The organism is Pseudoalteromonas sp. 1_2015MBL_MicDiv (genome assembly GCF_002407505.1).
Classification (GTDB): Bacteria; Pseudomonadota; Gammaproteobacteria; order Enterobacterales; family Alteromonadaceae; genus Pseudoalteromonas; species Pseudoalteromonas fuliginea.
This window is the reverse complement of record NZ_CP012737.1, coordinates 1,744,784-1,761,539: the sequence shown is the minus strand read 5'-3', so window position 1 is coordinate 1,761,539 and position 16,756 is coordinate 1,744,784. Positions and strand designations below refer to the sequence as shown.

Genomic DNA, 16,756 nt, shown 5'->3' with positions numbered 1-16,756 from the left:
GTAAAATGTAAGAAATAATTTAAAAATCTGATACTTGGCTATATTTACAGCAATACATGCTTAACCATTAATTCGCGGTTAAGCTTTCAGCCCTTTAACTAAATAATCGAGCAATACCCGTACATTAGTGGCCACAAACTGCCTTGGTGGATATACGCCCCATACCCCTTCTTGCTGTGGTTGATAGGGTGTTAAAATAGGCACCAATTGCCCTGAGTTAATTTCGTTTTCAATGTAGTAGTCTGGGAGCTGTACAATACCGAGCCCCTTTTTTGCGCCATCCACCAGCGCCCAACCACTATTACACTGTAGCCGCCCCGCTATTTTAATGTGTTTATCGCGCCCATTTTCGTTTACGCGCCAGTAGCTACTATTCCCAATTAAGCATTCATGGCTGTTTAGCTCGCCTAAAGTATGCGGCTCACCAAATCGCGTTAAATACTGTGGTGCCGCGCACATAATAAAACGCCGCGCACTTAACCTACGCGCTTTTAAGCTCGAATCTTTTAAATGCCCTAACCTTATGGCTAAATCAAATCCGCCCTCTAATAAGTTTTCTTGCTCGTTACTTAGTGTGGCAACAACTTCGACCTCGGGATGATCCTTCATAAAGTTATGCACTATGGGCATAATAAAGCTCTCTCCGTACATAACTGGTGCTGTGAGCTTTATTTTACCTTTAGGTGTGCTTTGTTGCTGAGCAAGGCCTTGAGTTGCTTCATCCATAGCGTGTTGTAAGTGCTTTATTTGATGTAAGTACACTTCGCCTTCTTTGGTTAAAACCACTTTACGGGTTGTACGAGTTAATAGTTGTGTATTTAAACGTTGCTCAAGCGCTGTTACATGACGGCTAATATGCGCAACCGAAAGCCCAAGCGTTTTTGCAGCCGCAGTAAAGCTGCCCTCCTCCCCTACAGCTATAAACTCATCTATTCCATTCCAACGCGTCATTATTACCATACTGTAAAAGTGTTTTAATAAAATTGAGATTATCATTATTTGAGAAACAAATACAATAAGCCCATCACCCAAGCAAATTGGGTCTACAATTATTTTTTAATAGCCAGTTAAAGGAAATAAAACACATGTCTGAATTTATTAAATCAAAAGCTGCCATTGCTTGGGGTCCTAATCAACCACTTAGTGTTGAAGAAGTTGATGTGATGATGCCTAAAAAAGGCGAAGTAATGGTAAAAATTACCGCTACTGGTGTATGTCATACCGATGCATTTACATTATCGGGCCAAGATCCTGAAGGCATATTCCCTGCTATTTTAGGCCATGAAGGCGCAGGCGTTGTATACGCAATTGGCGAAGGCGTAACCAGTGTTGAAGTGGGGGATCATGTTATTCCTCTATACACTGCTGAATGTGGCGTGTGTAAAATGTGTACTTCAGGTAAAACTAACCTTTGCTCAGCCGTGCGCGAAACTCAAGGTAAAGGCCTTATGCCAGACGGCACAACACGCTTTTTTAAAGATGGCCAACCAATTTATCACTACATGGGGACATCAACGTTCTCTGAGTACACTGTATTGCCAGAAATTTCACTCGCTAAAGTAAATAAAGAAGCATCACTAGAAGAGATTTGCTTACTAGGCTGTGGTGTAACAACAGGTATGGGCGCAGTTACCAACACAGCTAAAGTAAAGCCTGGCGACACGGTTGCTATATTCGGCTTAGGCGGTATTGGTTTATCTGCGATTATTGGCGCAAAGATGGCTGGTGCTGGTCGTATTATTGGTGTTGATATAAACACCACTAAATTCGATTTAGCTACAAAACTAGGTGCAACTGATTTAATTAACCCAAAAGATTTCGACAAGCCAATTCAAGAAGTTATTGTTGAAATGACCGACGGCGGCGTTGACTACTCGTTTGAATGTATTGGTAATGTTGACGTTATGCGCTCAGCGCTTGAGTGTTGCCACAAAGGTTGGGGTGAGTCGGTCATTATTGGTGTGGCAGGTGCAGGCCAAGAAATATCAACCCGTCCGTTTCAGCTGGTAACTGGGCGTGTATGGCGTGGTAGTGCATTTGGTGGCGTTAAAGGCCGTTCACAACTTCCTGAAATTGTTGAGCGTTACATGGCAGGTGAATTTGCTCTTAGCGACTTTATTACTCACACAATGAGCCTTGAAGATATTAACGAAGCGTTTGATTTAATGCACGAAGGCAAAAGTATTCGTACAGTCATTCATTACTAATAAACTGCATTCGTAAAATAGCTTATTAATAAGCCGTAATACTTTTAAGTTTACGGCTTTTAAGGATTAAGTATGTTAGAAAATATCTCAAGTGTAAAAGTGTCTGGCGGTTGGCATAAGCAATATACTCACAGCTCGCAAAGTACACATTGCACTATGCGCTTTGCCGTATTTTTACCACCTGGCGCAAGTGAGGCAAATAAAGTACCGGTACTTTATTGGTTATCGGGATTAACCTGTACCGACGAAAATTTTATGCAAAAAGCCGGTGCATTTAAAAAAGCAGCAGAGCTGGGTATTGCTATTGTAGCGCCTGACACTAGCCCGCGTGGCGAAAACGTACCCAATGAAGACAGCTACGACTTTGCACAAGGCGCAGGCTTTTACGTAAATGCCACGCAAGCTCCTTACAACACCCATTTTAATATGTACGATTATGTTGTTAGTGAATTACCAGCATTGATAGAGCAACATTTTCCGGTAACAAGTACAAAAGCAATTAGTGGTCACTCTATGGGCGGGCACGGTGCATTAATGGTCGCACTTAAAAACCCGACTGCTTTTGTAAGTGCCTCGGCTTTTAGCCCTATTGTAAATCCGATTGAATGCCCTTGGGGTGTAAAAGCATTTACTGGTTATTTAGGAAATGATAAAGCGCTTTGGAAGCAATACGACAGCTGCGAGCTGATGAAAAACGCAGAGCAAGCTCATTACTTACCCATGTTAGTGAGTCAAGGTGATGCCGATGGTTTTTTACAAGAGCAACTTAAGCCAGAAAACTTAGTCGCTATTGCTGATAAAAAAAGCTACCCGCTTACACTTGAAATGCAAGCAGGCTACGATCATAGCTACTTTTTTATAAGCAGCTTTATTGACCAACACTTATTATTTCATCATCAGTTTTTAACTGCTTAGCCTCATTAGTGTGTAGAGATGACTTTTCTACCTCTACACACTCTTTTAGACTTTTAGTGACCTGCCTACATACTTGCGTAGTAGTGCTTTCCCCTTTAACTAGGCTAACAAGAGCCGAATCTATCTTTAATCCCATATCAGTAAAGTTAAATCCGTTTTTATCTGTAGGTACTGGCTCTAGTGGGTTTTTATAAGGTGTTGACTGCGCCGGGCTAATACTATTTTTATCATTACGCGCCTGAGATTGTGCTTGCCCATCAATAATAGCGCCCGCAACTGTACAGCCAGAAAGGCAATAAAAAAACAAAAGTACAATAATTGTTTTCATCATTCATCCTTAACAAAATATTACCTAAATTGTATACGTTTTTTATTGTAACTCTGTAAAAAAATGTAAGTATTACTACCTAAAATCATTTATAAACTTTCTTGTAGCACCCACCAGCTGCAATATAAAAAATGGCGACCCTAAATAACCTAAAATTTTATTAATAGCGGGTTGTAAGTGTTCTGTGAGAAATTCAGGGAATAAAAAAGCAAAAACAGATAACCCAGCGCAAAATAGTAACGCTGTTTTTTCAAGTTTAGTTGTTGTGATTAATGTTTTATTTAAAGGTAAAAGGTTCACATAGGTGTCTTTTAGATATGATAAATGAATACGGGGCTTTAAAACTCAGATCAAATTAACTATCGCGTAAAATAGTAATAAGAACATGTAAAAGTTTCCTCAATAATTTTTATTAAACTCAGCTTCCTACAATAAACCATTGATTATTAGTTATTTATGCAATGGCCCGCTGTTTGCTTATTATTAACAAAATTAACCCGCATAGGCTCAATAATGGAAATTGATTTACAGTGGAATGAAATCATCGATAACTTAATACACTTAGGAATTGCATACCTACTTGCACTACCCATGGCTTACGACAGAGAGCGAAGTAATGATGGCGCAGGTCTTCGTACCTTTCCTCTTGTTGCTGTTGCATCGTGTGGGTATGCATTAATCGCTATGTCGGTTTTAGATGGCGCAGAAGCTCAATCTAAAATGTTGCAAGGCATCATTACTGGCATTGGTTTTATTGGCGGTGGCGCAATTTTGAAAAATAACAAATCAACCTCCGGTACAGCAACCGCAGCCAGTATTTGGAATATGGGCTTAATTGGTATCGCTGTAGCCTATAGCCGTTACGAAATAGCCATTTTGCTTGCCATTATTAATTTTATAACGCTAAGGTATGTAAAAAAGTTTAAGTGATAATTAGCTATATTATTACAAGTAATGCGAGCAAATATTGGTCGTATTACTTGTGTATAATCAGTGGCAAAATATAAATACACGATTTCAATTTGATACAATATAACATATAATAAATACAGTTTTAAATCACTCTATATAGCTCTCTTATGTCGCTACCTTCAACCGATAACCGCTTACACCATATTGATATATTACGGGGCATAATAATTATATTTATGGTTATTGACCATGGTATGTATTATTGCCTTAATTACTCAGTTACCGATCCGATGACCATTCCAGGGACTGATCCCGTTACCTTTTTTACGCGTTATGTTTCTCACTTTTGCGCACCACTCTTCGTATTCTTAGCAGGTCTATCTGCGGCTATAACAGAGCATAAATATGTATCCACTAAAGCATTTTCACAAAGCTTGATTATTCGTGGTTTAGTGCTAATTTTGTTTGAATTTACTATTGTTTCGTGGTCTTGGAGCTTTAACCCATTATACCCAATGCTATACGCACAAGTTATTTGGGCTATCGGCTGGGGCTTTGTTATTTTAGGACTGCTGCGTTTCCTGGGCATTTATGCCATTTTTGTAGCAGGCTTATTACTCGTGTTTGGGCATAATTTATTTGATGGAACAAGCTTTGAGCCTAATACATTTGCACATACTGCATGGTCTATTGCACATCAAAAAAATGTACTTGATCTCCCTTTTGATTTTCAAATTAGAACAACCTACCCAGTTGCCCCCATTGTTGGCTTAATGGCATTGGCATATTGCGCTGGTGTTTATTACAAAGCGCAACAATACAGTAAAAAAGTGATGAATCACGCATTGTTATTAGGGGTTACTTGCCTTGTGCTTTATGGCATTTTACGTGGATTTAACTTATACGGTGATATGTCACAGTTTGCTATACATACAAGCTCATTACTCACTGTTATGTCGTTTCTAAACCCAACAAAGTATCCGCTTTCGCTGCAGTTTATGTTACTTACTGTTGGCCTTGGGCTTATTTCTTTAAAGGCATTAAGTGGTTTAAAAACCGATTTTTCGCATAACTTTTTACAAGTACTGGGTAAAACAAGTATGTTTTCATACCTTGTGCATTTGTATTTATTACATGCTATTGCTTGGTTAATTATACCTATTCTTGGCTTTAATTTTAGCGATATGACCTACGCAGATACTCTCGTTGGTTTGCCTGAAGGTTATGGCATGAGTTACACAGCAACACTTTTATTTATAGCCGTTGTAATAGGGCTAACAACCCTACTCGCTAAGCGATACATTGTTTGGAAGCGAAGCCACAAACATAGCTTAATTGCTAAATATATATAAGTAAAAACACAAACCCCGCATAATATTTGCGGGGTTTTATGTCATTAACCAATACGTAAAACTTATAAAAAGCTATCACCACTTTGCTTTAGCGTAACAGTTTGTGCTTGAGCGCTTTTAATTAATAACCCACAACGCACATCGTTTTGTGAAATTACAATTTTATCAATTGTGCTTGTATCGTAATTTACTACTTTGTTCTCGCAGCGTAACTGGACTTTAGTTAGCGGCATTTGCGCTTCAAGCGCTACTTCACTTTTTGACAATAAAGGTAATACCGCCTGCTTAGGCAATAGCTCTATTTGTTGTTTTATATCGCCAGAACTTTTATAAATGTCAGTAACTTGAGCTAATAACTGTTCCTTATTTTGCTGTGTAAAAGTGATGGATTCAATATTGCCTAACGCATCTATTGCGTCATAGGCACGTACATAATCTTGTTTTGATATAAACCATTGTAATGCATTTTTTATCACACGTTTTTGAATTTGATCTGGTAGGTTACCTCGAAATAAAAATGCTTCGTTGATGTGCTGATCAAAGCTCTTCCAGTCTTGTACAAAATAACTGTGCTGGCTTTTAAGCCATGCAAGCAAAACAATCTCAACCGTATTTTTCGTATGTTCGTTTTCTAACTCATTAATACGGCTTTTAGCTTCATCGTATTTCTTTTCATCGATTAACTTACTAGCTTGTTCATAATCATTAAAAAAGCCGCGAGACGCTTTATCATTTGAAAAACCAGCATGTAAATTTTGCGAACTTACAGTAATAGTTTTTGCTACAGGTATAGTCTCGCCATTTAATTTTGCACTTTTGTAGTTGAGCTTAGACACGTAGTCCATTACTTCTCTTTGATACTTTTTTTGACCAGCTGTAGCTACAATTTCGATATCGCTCACTTGGCCGTTTTCATCAACAAGATAACTACTTAAATTAATTCCTTCTAATCGAGACGCACGCGGTGAGGTATTAGTAAGTTGATCGTAATTTTTATTAATCACCTCTGCAGGGACAAAGTCGTCAGCAAACGCAGGGAGTTGAGTAAAAGCAGAAGTTAAAGAAAGCGCTAATATGAGTTTTTTCATCGATTTTATCCATCCTAGATAGTGTTTATATAATAGAAACAAACGATCGATATAAAAGCAAGTGTAAATACAAAAATTAGTTCATTTAATGAGCTTTACTTAGAAAAAACTTAATAGATAAATATATTTGAGGCATTAAAAAAGGCGCTTAAAAAGCGCCTTGCTAACAAGTATGTGTGCTTAAAACATATCTTGATAGGAGTTTGTTGTGCTAAACGTAATTGCTTTTTCAAAGCCTGGTAACTGAATACTTTGCTCGTCTATTACAATGTCGTTGTCGTCAATAAGTCCGTCGCCAAAGCGATAAATAAGCTCGTACTGCCCTAAATCTGCTTGCGTTTGATACGTTTTCTGCGAAGCGCTAACCACACTATTTTTCTGTGTGTAACTAGTCATAACATCATCGCCATGGCGCTTAGCAAGCATTTGCATTGTTACTTTTGGTGAAAGTACAGTAGCTGTTGCATTGTTTCCGCCAAAGCCTTTTGAATTTATAAAAGCAATATCCATATCAGCGCATTCGTAATGGCTATTACGAATATCAAGATGGTCGCTATAAACATCATCAGCCACTTTATCAATTGTGGTAATACCCGGCATAATATTATGACTAAATATGCCTAACGCAATCGCTAACTGGTCACCGCTTGCAGGTGCAATAGTATGGCCAACATACGCTTTTGGCGCTGTTACTTTCCAGTTATCAATAGCAAACGTTTGCGCTACTTTATGATAAATCAAAGACTCTGTTACACGGTTTTGCGGTGTACTAGAACCATGGGCTAAAATAAAGCTACGTTCTTGCAGTGCTTCTTTACCTAATAAGCTGCTAGCAAGTGCGGCTGATTTTGCCATGGTAATATAATTACCTGGGCCAGGTGACGTAATCGACTTTTTAACGCCATCTGCATTGACAAACACATCCGGTACGCTGCCCATAATATCAGCGCCCAACTCAAGGGCTAAAGCATCATCCATTAAAATAGCAACTTGCGCGCCTTCACCTAATGTAAAGCCACAGTTATCGCCAAATGGGCGGCTGCTATTACGGTAGTCTGGTTCTTCATCATTTGATAGGTTATCTAAACGACGCAGCCCTTCAACGTTTGCAAGTGCGCTCATGTTACCAAAGCCTTCTACAACTTCTGGTGTAATAGCACACTCAACACTTGCGACAACCGCAACGCGTGTACGCCCTGCTTGTATATCATTAACCGCTGCACGTAAATTATATAAAAACGTTGCACATGCGCCCGAGGTCGAAAATGTAGTACCTACATTGCCCGTAACATAGGCGTTTATAAAATCGGTCGACATTGTATTTAAGCCCAGTGCTAACTGCTTAGTGCTAACACGGTCGCCTTGTTGGCGCGCCTTTACTAAACCGCCTAGGCCTTTGTCGTCCATTTGGCCAATTACCGATGCTGAATAGGTACCAATTTTATCTGGTTCTACGCTATTCATAATATGCTGCCAATCAAGCCCTGTTGATTTAATAGCATCGGTAGCTGCAAAAATAGTGGCTTGCAAACCACGAGGCTGATAGCGGCTGTTATACATAACTGATGGATCAAACCCAGTCGGAAATTGCCCAGCAGATTTAATTGGGTTATCGCGTGTTGAGTCGTGCTTTACGTCTAAGTCGGCTGCAATAGTTACTTTAACTTTTTTGCCTTCAAGCTCTTCAACTTGCCAGCTAGCAGGAACTGGTGCAGGTAAGTCGCGAGCGCGCGTTTCAAACACAATTGCGTTATCGCTTGATGCGGTTAGTGTCATTTTTTGCTGCCACGGTGTGGCATCGGCATCAAAGTGTTCTTTTTCAATTTTACGAATAAGTGTACCAGCAATAATTTGCTCACCAAAGCGTGCTTCTATGTCGCTTTGCTCAACATTATTACCTTGTGTATCTTGTAACTGGCCGTTTACAACGCTTACTAGATTCATCAGTGTGGCGAGGCCTAAAAATGTTTCACTGCGATCTTGAGCATTTAAACTATCTAACACGATACGGCGATAACCTTGATGAAAAGAAGTACGGCCAGCGGCGTTAATGCCACCCATGCCTACTATAACGGGTAATGCTGTCATAATTTACCTTTTAGAAACGTGTTATGAGGAGAAGAGGCAGTTTAAATGGATTATGCACCACGCATTGTGCTTTAATAGCCAAATATTCAGCACAAAAGGCCAAAATGTACTGGTCGGAGCATTTATATGACTGATAAACACACTAATCCACCACTAAACATTGCTATAGCGGTATATCCGCATTTATTAGTGACTAGTTTAACGCTGCCTATAGAAATGCTAAGAGCCGGCGAGGCCTTTGCTAAAGGGCATCTTGATAAGCAAAGCTTTAGGCCACTTGCTATAAATTTAGTGGCTAAAAGTGCTGAATCTATACCCACCCGCGCAGGCCTTGCTATAAATCCTGATTGCATAACAACTAACGCGCCCTACAGCGATTTGATTATAGTGCCGGGTATTTGGCGAAATCCGCGCCCAGTGGTGCGAACAAATCAAGAAATAGTTGATTGGCTAAGTGAAAGCTTTAGTAAAGGCAGTCATATAATTGGTGTAGGTACTGGCAACTGCTTACTAGCTGAGGCAGGATTACTTGATGGCCACCCTGCTACCACCCATTGGCATTACGCCAAACAATTTAGCCATGACTACCCGCAGGTGCACCTAAAGCCCGACTTTTTTATAACCCAGTCAGAGCGAATGTATACGGTGGCCAGTCTTAATGCCCTTGCAGATGTGATCGTACATATTATTAGCCAATACTACACAAAAGCTGCCGCGCAGCATGTAGAGCGTAATTTTTCGCACGAAATACGTAAACCCTACGAAGATCAACGCTACTTAGAAGGTGCAGTAGACCGCCACCCCGATGAGCTAATTGCGCAAATTCAATTTTGGCTAAAAACCAATTTAGCCACCGAGTTAAACCTGCAAGAAGTCGCGGCACAATTTAGCTTAAGCTACCGTACTTTTACCCGCCGTTTTAGAGCCGCCACTAACCAAAGCCCAATTGAGTATTGGCAACAACTACGTGTAGAAGGCGCAAAAGAGTTATTAGCATCATCAAATTTATCAATTCAAGAAGTGGCTTTAGAAGTTGGATATAATGACCAAGGGCATTTAACACGCGTGTTTAAAAAAGTATTAAGCCAAACACCCAGTGGCTACAGAAAAGTAGTTAGGAGAAAGTTGTTTGGCTAGTAACTATTTCAATAACACTAAAAAACGCCACTTTTAGTGGCGTTCTGATTCGTTAAATTCTTTTCGATAATAGCGCTTTTGATAGTTTTTTACTTTAGTGTGTACGCCTTTGCTTAAGCTTTTAAATTTAGCCTCAAGTACGTCTACACCGTATAAAATACCCACCACCAGAACAGAGAGTTTAATAGCTGCGCCTAAGTTTTCGGTCGCTATCATAACGCCTATTGATGCAAGCACCCAAATGGTTGCAGCAGAGGTTACGCCAACTACCGCACCATCTTTTGCGAGCATAACGCCAGCCCCTAAAAAGCCAATACCTGTAATTATTTGCCCCACTACACGAGAATGATCTATTACATCCCCTTGTAAATTAAACGCAGTGGATAAAAACAAATACGTACCCAAAGTTATTAACGCAGAAGTACGAATGCCTACAGGTTTACCACGCAATTGGCGCTCTATACCAATAATAGCACCGCAAAAAGCCGCAGTACCAATAGCTGCCCACGAATACGGGGCTACATCAATTAAATCTAAAAAAGTCACTGTTAACCTTATATTTTATTAGCTATAGCCACCGCCGTTCTTAAACGTTGGCTACCAAACGCTGACATTTTACTAAAATCACTTCGTGCAATAGGTACATATTGGCAATCTATTGCGAGCTGTTTATCGTTACCGGGCTCACAAAACGGATCGTGAACATACACGCAGTGCTCATCAAGGTGCGTAACACACACCCAATGTGGCGATTTTTTTCCATCAAAACTGTATGTACTAATTAATAACAGCACACTAAAGCCTTTACTTAACCACTGCTCAATATGCTCAAGCTCTACATCTTTATGCGTAAGCGGTATATTTGCTTGTGCAATACCATCTACAAATTGTTGATGCACGGTGGCAAGTACCACTTTTTTGTTTTCGTTGCGTACGCCATCTAAAAACAAAGGCTCTGTGGTATTAACCATTACCTCGCTTTTAAAACCACGCTTATTAGCCCCAAGTGCCAAACCAAACGGGTGGCAACCACCATGACCCGATGTCATAAAAATGGTGGTACCTTCACGCCAAAGTGCCAGCTCATGCGATTGGGTAAGCTCAGTAGTTGGCTCAAGTGCCCCCATTGCCATTAATAGCGCAGCAGGTCCGCACGTAAACTCGGTAGTTTGCTGATACCACGGCGTTAAACGCGCCACTTTTAACTCACTTGTTTGTCGAATGTTTTTTTGCATTCGTAGTGCGTCACTGTGGTCATCATAATAATCGCTGTATTGACCAAACACTCTGTAACCCAAGCTTTTATAAAGCCCAATGGCACCTTCGTTATTTACTGCCACTTCTAAACGAAGGTAAATACGAGCCCGCTCACACGTTTCTTTTTCAAGGCTAGTAAGCAGTGCTTTTGCAATACCTTTACCTTGCATAGTTGGTAAAACAGCAAGCGAATATAAACGCGCTAAACGAGTCCCTTTATGGCACCACACTAGCCCATAGCCGCATATTTGCTCGCCATTTTCTGCAACGAGTAAAATACCGTGTTTTGCACTAAGCCAGCGTTTTAGACTGCGCGGGCTCAATTTATCGTTATTAAAGCAGGCGTTTTCAACGTCAATCAGTGCGTTTAAATCACTGCTAAGCGCCTTTCGAATAACAAGGTTGCTCATGTTATTACCCACGGCCTCGTGCTTCTAAGCGTTGTTTAAACTCATCCATAATGATCATGTATAGCTCATCGCCTAAATAGCCGTCTTCTACTTTGTAATCAATACTTGGGTTGTCGTTTACTTCAAGCACGTATGCTTTGCCTTGATGCTCTTTAACATCAACGCCATATAAACCCCTACCCACTGTTTTACATGCTTTTAAAGCTGCATCTAATACCGCTTTTGGTAACTCAAAGGTTGGCAATGTTTCAAAGCCACCAGAGAAAAACCGTTTAGCATCGTGGTTATAAATTTGCCAGTGGTTACGCGCCATTAAATAACGACATGCATAAATTGCACGACCATTTAACACACCCACTCGCCAATCGTATTCGGTATACATGTACTCTTGTGCAAGCACTAATGCGCTAAACTCAAACAGCTCTGTAAGCTTAGCTTTAAGCTCGTCACGGTTTGATACTTTAAATACACCTTTTGAGAAAGACCCTTCAGGCATTTTTAAAACAAGCGGATACGTAAACGCTTCTTCTAGCTGCTCAAGCGTTTCACTTGATTGATCAGCCACTACAACCGTTTTTAAACTTGGCACTTTTTGATAATTAAACGCATCGTGTAAATACACTTTATTACAACAACGTAAAATAGACTCAGCATCGTCAATAACTACTAAACCTAGGCTTTGCGCTTTACTTGCAAGGCGATACGTTGGGTGGTCAATCGCTGTAGTTTGGCGAATAAATAACGCATCAAACTGGGCAATATTATCAATTTCGTCAAAGCTTAATGCTTGTGCATAAATACCGTGTTTAGCCGCTGCTTTAATAAAGCGTGCGATGGCGTCTTTATCGCTCGGCGGTACTTTTTCATTATGATCAACAAGTATTGCCATGTCCCATCTAAAACGACGTTGCACCGCACCAATTCGCCACTGCGTTTTAGTAAAGTTATCTAGCTTGGCTACAAAGTCGCTGTACTGCTGCTCATTTAAAGACGACAAAGACCCTTGTTGTAGTAACCCCTGTTCATCAACAAATAAAATAGGCGCAGGATATTGCTTAAATACCGACTTTGCCGCTTTTGATTGTAAATCGTTTTGGGCATTACCAAAGTAAAGTGTGCCATCTATTTGGCCAACATTTAACATAGGAGCTTGACCACTTCGAAGTGCATTTATGGTTTTTACACTGGGTAAAACTTGGTGCTTGCGCGCCTCTGCAAGTAATGAGCAATAGTAACCTTTGCTCAAGTATTGGCTTGAGTCGCACAGATTAATAATGCGTGTTTTGGGTTCGTTTTGTTTTGGGTAATCACGTAAATAAGTATTAAACGTAATTACATTTTCGAACGATTGAGCAAGCGTTTGCTCGTTGTTATCAACCACAATTAAGGTTTTAAACACGACTTTTCCTAGTTAAGTCAAAATATAAAAAGCATGCTTAGTAAAATACTAAGCATTATAAATAGAAACACCCATCGTACTAAGTGGGCATTGCGCGAATCACTTAATATGATGGGTGCTTTAACAGGTACCTACTGTACGAGTTAGCGCTTAAATTGCTTAAGCGACATGTGCTTTATATGCCTTTTTTTAAAAACGCACAAACGAGATATTTTTAGCGTGAAGATGAAAAATATTGATTAACTAATAACGCAGATTAAAATACGCAAAACAACACCTTAAGAGAGTTAAAAATGTCGCTGCCTGCTTGCCCAAAATGCCAATGTGAATATGTTTACGAAGACCAACAACTGCTTATTTGCCCCGAGTGCGCCCATGAGTGGAACCCAAATAATACAAACGATGAAGACGCTATTTTAGTTAAAGATGCCAACGGCACATTACTTAATGATGGCGACAAAGTGACAGTAGCCAAAGATTTAAAAATTAAAGGCAGCTCACAAGTAATTAAAATTGGCACCAAAGCGGTTGTTAGACGTGTGCTTGATAAAAAAGATCACGAACTTGATTGTAAAGTAGAAGGCATTGGCGAAATGATGGTAACTGCTAAGTTTGTGAAAAAGGCTAATTGAGTTAAGTGTTTAACAAAACTAATTCACCTAACCTCCTCAAAGGAATGAGGAAGTGTTCACTAAAGCAAAATAACAATATTGCCCCTATTTACTTGCTTATTATATTGCGTTTTTAGCCAAGCCTTGGTTGATTTTATGTTGTATATAAATAACATGGAAAATTGACGTAATAAAAGGATTTAACCAAAGTTTGTCACCTCTATTAGAGTCCGCTATTAAGTTAATACGATTACGAACCATGACAATCCAAGTTACATCGAAAGCACTAGATATAGCATGAATACCAATTGAGCTTTTTAGAATAGCAAGGTCATGATAATTAGCTAAACCATAAATTAAACTACCTAAAGAAATAATAAATAAAACAATGGTAGTTGTAATAAATAAGTTAGGTATTTTAAGTTCGGTATGAAGATTGATCTGGCTCGTAAATCGGTAAAGCTTATATATTAAATGTGAGCCTATAGTTAACACACATAAAACGACAGTCTTTAGTACAGAATCCGTTTCAAATATACCCGCAAATCCTTTGTTCATTTATTCTCCAGAGCTGAATAGACTGAGCTTACGTAGAAATCTAACAAAGCATTAATCGGTCAATAGCTTGCCAAAATATGAAACGAAGTGGAACCGAGTAAACTGTTAGCAGTCACGCTTTATTTTCTAGTTAGGTGTATTTTAAACTACTCTGTCCAAAGAGCACCTTCACTTATATCCGCTATAGAGCTTCGTACAGTATTTGGAATGTGAGGGCTTTCTTGGGAAAGTTGGTCTATCTTTTCTCGAATAGTATCAAGTAAGGCCCAGTTATCTTCTTGTGCTAAAAGTTGCTCCAACTCACGCCCGATTGCATTATAACGTGCGCCTGCAGTTCTATGCTTTTCAGTTTTATCTGAATAATTTAGAAATGACTGTAGTGCAGATAGTACGGCTGCGGTAATGCTCATTAAGCCTACTGTGATTTGCAACCAAATTTCTGGCTTTTGCTGGAGTGTAGCAAAAACCGTTGTTCCAACAATTGTTGCGAGTAAAACTGTTGGTAAGCCAAGCCAAAAATGGAGTCGAGAGTATCTAGATGCAGCGAGATAATGGCCATGTGCTACTGCAGCCACACGATTACTCCATTCTAATGCAACCTTTCGATGATCCACAGTTATCTCCTTTGCACCTAACGAGCCTGTAGAGTAACTCGTTTTTATTTGTTTTTATTGATAAACAAACCATATCTGAGTTCCTATTTTTGTTCAATCTATTACTGTACTTTTACACAGGATATAAAAAGTGTAGTGGTACAGTGGCAAGAAAGAATGGATACACTGGCGATATTCGTGCACTAAATTTTTAAGGCAAACATTTGTGGAATGGGCAGGATTATCTGTGCGTTATTCATTTTGGGCTAAAGCATATTATCGCCAGCAAGAAGCCAAAGGAAAAACCCATAATACCATCATTAGATCATTGGCATTTAAGTGGATGCAAATCCTATTTAGGCGCTGGAAAACACATACGCCCTACGATGAATCAACTTACTTAACTGCATTGAAAAGTAAGAGTTCACCGCTGTTAAAATTTGCGGTGGAAAGTGAGCTTTAGCGCTTGCTGTCCACCTCAGGGCGTGTTGTTAGCTGTATATTACGTTAGCAACAAAAATTTTCGTAAGTCTCGTTCTTGTCTCATTACGTGCAAAATATATACTTTATCGTTATCTTTTTTGTAAAATATACGACAAGGATTCACGACCAGTTCAAGATAATTTAGGTTAGCTAACTCAATTGGTTTTTTACCTGATTCAGGAAAGAGTTCGAGACGTTCAACTTTTTCAAATATTTTGGAAACCAATTTTTTCGCTGACTGCAAATTGCTTAATGCGATATATTCAGCGATATCGTTAAGATCATTCAAAGCTGGATTAGTCCAAATTATTTCAGCCATTTATTCATTTTATCTTTAGCTTCAACATTCGACATGTTTTCACCACGACTTATTGCTTGCTCTCCTTTTGCAAGAGACTCAAGAATTTGCATACGCTTTTGCATAAATTCATAATCATCAACATCTACTAAGTATGCAGATGGTTGCCCATGTTCAGTTATCAACACAGGTTCTTTAGAGGAATGAAGTTCAGATAATATCTTCGTTGCTTGACGCTTCAATGTTGTTACTAGTTCTACTCTCATAATAATCCCCAAACAGATGTATCACTATAGTAGCACCGAGTAGCCAACTTGGGAAATACAACTAACGAGGCTGTATAACCACTAAACTCAATTAAAAAGGAAGCACCTAACGTCAACCCTGCTCACTTTTAAACTATTAGGTACTTCTCATTATATGCCTTTGTAGAAATTGAAATACACACCACGTTACGCTATAAAAACATAGCTGTAGGTTGGATAAATGGCGGAGCCATGCCATCCGACAATTAATTTATGAATATAAATAAGCGATTATTACGTTGGCATAGCTTTGCCAGCAAACGCTTCTCTTAAAAACCAAAGCTTTATAAGATCTCTACCACAACATATTCGTGGGCTTTACCTGCAATTGTTAACGTAATTTCATCATAAATCTGTTTATTTAGTAACTGCTTACCCATTGGTGCGCCGGGTGTTACAACAGCAATTGCGTGCTGTTTAACGTTTACTGTTAAACCACCAGCTGCAGGGCCTAAATAAAACCATTTTTGGGCTGCGTTATCATCTTCTAAACATACCAGCGAACCGATAGCTATTTTGTCGGTAGGCTTTTCGTTAAAGGCAGGCTCAAACAATTCTATGCTTTTATAGCAATCGTTTACGCGCTGGGCTTGGCCTTGTGCTAAATAAGCGGCTTCGAGCCCTAGGGTATCGTATTTGTTTTCGGCTATGTTTTCTTCATGTGTGGCGGTGTCGTGCGCAGTTTTTGCCGCTACTTTTGCTGTTGTAAGCTGCGCTTCTAGCGCAAAACGAAGATGTTCGATAACGTGGGTTTTATTCATGGGGATTAATACAATACTGGCAGTAAAAATAAGGCAGTTAGTTTAACATTTTTG

18 protein-coding genes and 1 pseudogene are annotated in these 16,756 nt (G+C 39.5%); 7 read left to right on the top strand and 12 right to left on the bottom strand.

Annotation, left to right across the window (positions count from 1 at the left end; genetic code table 11):
• Window positions 1-78: 78 nt before the first annotated feature.
• Window positions 79-951 carry a LysR family transcriptional regulator gene (locus AOR04_RS08030; protein ID WP_198403014.1) on the bottom strand — a complete coding sequence of 291 codons (873 nt, stop codon included), beginning with the start codon at window positions 949-951 and terminating at the stop codon, window positions 79-81.
• A 134-nt stretch (window positions 952-1,085) separates the two neighbouring features.
• Here AOR04_RS08030 and AOR04_RS08025 point away from each other — a divergent pair, with 134 nt between their 5' ends.
• Together AOR04_RS08025 and fghA are read left to right on the top strand one after the other, a co-directional pair.
• The gene (locus tag AOR04_RS08025; RefSeq protein WP_096792996.1) at window positions 1,086-2,207 is read left to right on the top strand and encodes an S-(hydroxymethyl)glutathione dehydrogenase/class III alcohol dehydrogenase; all 1,122 of its coding nucleotides are present in this window, start codon (window positions 1,086-1,088) and stop codon (window positions 2,205-2,207) included.
• 72 nt (window positions 2,208-2,279) lie between these two features.
• Window positions 2,280-3,122 (top strand): S-formylglutathione hydrolase, encoded by an 843-nt coding sequence (fghA, locus tag AOR04_RS08020; protein WP_096792995.1) that lies wholly within the window; start codon window positions 2,280-2,282, stop codon window positions 3,120-3,122.
• Here fghA and AOR04_RS08015 read toward each other — a convergent pair.
• Complete coding sequence (locus tag AOR04_RS08015; protein ID WP_096792994.1) at window positions 3,076-3,450, bottom strand: hypothetical protein; 375 nt, start codon at window positions 3,448-3,450, stop codon at window positions 3,076-3,078. The genes fghA and AOR04_RS08015 overlap by 47 nt on opposite strands.
• A gap of 513 nt (window positions 3,451-3,963) precedes the next feature.
• On the opposite strand from AOR04_RS08015, the gene AOR04_RS08005 reads away from it, so the two are divergent.
• Complete coding sequence (locus AOR04_RS08005) at window positions 3,964-4,380, top strand: MgtC/SapB family protein (RefSeq protein WP_024590122.1); 417 nt, start codon at window positions 3,964-3,966, stop codon at window positions 4,378-4,380.
• A gap of 149 nt (window positions 4,381-4,529) precedes the next feature.
• Window positions 4,530-5,714, top strand: coding sequence for a DUF1624 domain-containing protein (locus AOR04_RS08000; protein WP_096792992.1), 1,185 nt, complete (start codon window positions 4,530-4,532; stop codon window positions 5,712-5,714).
• 62 nt (window positions 5,715-5,776) lie between these two features.
• Here the strand turns inward: AOR04_RS08000 and AOR04_RS07995 are convergent, their stop codons facing one another.
• Both AOR04_RS07995 and AOR04_RS07990 read right to left on the bottom strand, forming a co-directional pair.
• Window positions 5,777-6,802 carry an energy transducer TonB gene (locus tag AOR04_RS07995; protein ID WP_096792991.1) on the bottom strand — a complete coding sequence of 342 codons (1,026 nt, stop codon included), beginning with the start codon at window positions 6,800-6,802 and terminating at the stop codon, window positions 5,777-5,779.
• Window positions 6,803-6,982: 180 nt separating this feature from the next.
• Window positions 6,983-8,890 (bottom strand): beta-ketoacyl synthase, encoded by a 1,908-nt coding sequence (locus AOR04_RS07990; RefSeq protein WP_096792990.1) that lies wholly within the window; start codon window positions 8,888-8,890, stop codon window positions 6,983-6,985.
• 126 nt (window positions 8,891-9,016) lie between these two features.
• On the opposite strand from AOR04_RS07990, the gene AOR04_RS07985 reads away from it, so the two are divergent.
• Window positions 9,017-10,027 carry a GlxA family transcriptional regulator gene (locus AOR04_RS07985; RefSeq protein WP_096792989.1) on the top strand — a complete coding sequence of 337 codons (1,011 nt, stop codon included), beginning with the start codon at window positions 9,017-9,019 and terminating at the stop codon, window positions 10,025-10,027.
• Between the two features lie 33 nt (window positions 10,028-10,060).
• Here AOR04_RS07985 and AOR04_RS07980 read toward each other — a convergent pair whose 3' ends face one another.
• Genes AOR04_RS07980 through AOR04_RS07970 form a run of 3 tightly spaced genes read right to left on the bottom strand, consistent with a single transcriptional unit; the run spans window position 10,061 to window position 13,093 of the window.
• On the bottom strand, window positions 10,061-10,573 hold the full coding sequence (locus AOR04_RS07980; protein WP_002960746.1) for an MgtC/SapB family protein: 513 nt from the start codon (window positions 10,571-10,573) through the stop codon (window positions 10,061-10,063).
• Window positions 10,574-10,581: 8 nt separating this feature from the next.
• The gene (locus tag AOR04_RS07975; RefSeq protein ID WP_096794103.1) at window positions 10,582-11,694 is read right to left on the bottom strand and encodes a GNAT family N-acetyltransferase/peptidase C39 family protein; all 1,113 of its coding nucleotides are present in this window, start codon (window positions 11,692-11,694) and stop codon (window positions 10,582-10,584) included.
• 4 nt (window positions 11,695-11,698) lie between these two features.
• The gene (locus AOR04_RS07970) at window positions 11,699-13,093 is read right to left on the bottom strand and encodes a RimK family protein (protein ID WP_096792988.1); all 1,395 of its coding nucleotides are present in this window, start codon (window positions 13,091-13,093) and stop codon (window positions 11,699-11,701) included.
• Window positions 13,094-13,386: 293 nt separating this feature from the next.
• Here AOR04_RS07970 and AOR04_RS07965 point away from each other — a divergent pair, with 293 nt between their 5' ends.
• Complete coding sequence (locus AOR04_RS07965; protein WP_039490162.1) at window positions 13,387-13,725, top strand: zinc ribbon domain-containing protein YjdM; 339 nt, start codon at window positions 13,387-13,389, stop codon at window positions 13,723-13,725.
• 99 nt (window positions 13,726-13,824) lie between these two features.
• Here AOR04_RS07965 and AOR04_RS07960 read toward each other — a convergent pair whose 3' ends face one another.
• Entirely contained in the window at window positions 13,825-14,262 is a 438-nt protein-coding gene (locus tag AOR04_RS07960) for a hypothetical protein (protein ID WP_096792987.1), read from the bottom strand.
• Between the two features lie 146 nt (window positions 14,263-14,408).
• Entirely contained in the window at window positions 14,409-14,876 is a 468-nt protein-coding gene (locus AOR04_RS07955; protein WP_157770539.1) for an SLATT domain-containing protein, read from the bottom strand.
• Window positions 14,877-15,018: 142 nt separating this feature from the next.
• On the opposite strand from AOR04_RS07955, the pseudogene AOR04_RS07950 reads away from it, so the two are divergent.
• A pseudogene (locus AOR04_RS07950) lies at window positions 15,019-15,318 on the top strand (IS110 family transposase); the annotation flags it as partial.
• Between the two features lie 39 nt (window positions 15,319-15,357).
• Here AOR04_RS07950 and AOR04_RS07945 read toward each other — a convergent pair.
• From AOR04_RS07945 to AOR04_RS07935, 3 genes are all read right to left on the bottom strand, one after another.
• A complete protein-coding gene (locus tag AOR04_RS07945; RefSeq protein WP_002962733.1) occupies window positions 15,358-15,657 on the bottom strand; it encodes a type II toxin-antitoxin system RelE/ParE family toxin in 300 nt (99 codons plus the stop codon).
• Entirely contained in the window at window positions 15,645-15,902 is a 258-nt protein-coding gene (locus tag AOR04_RS07940; RefSeq protein WP_096792985.1) for a type II toxin-antitoxin system Phd/YefM family antitoxin, read from the bottom strand. Before AOR04_RS07940 ends, AOR04_RS07945 begins: the two co-directional genes overlap by 13 nt.
• Window positions 15,903-16,225: 323 nt before the next feature.
• Window positions 16,226-16,702 (bottom strand): GreA/GreB family elongation factor, encoded by a 477-nt coding sequence (locus AOR04_RS07935; RefSeq protein ID WP_096792984.1) that lies wholly within the window; start codon window positions 16,700-16,702, stop codon window positions 16,226-16,228.
• Between the last annotated feature and the right edge of the window lie 54 nt (window positions 16,703-16,756).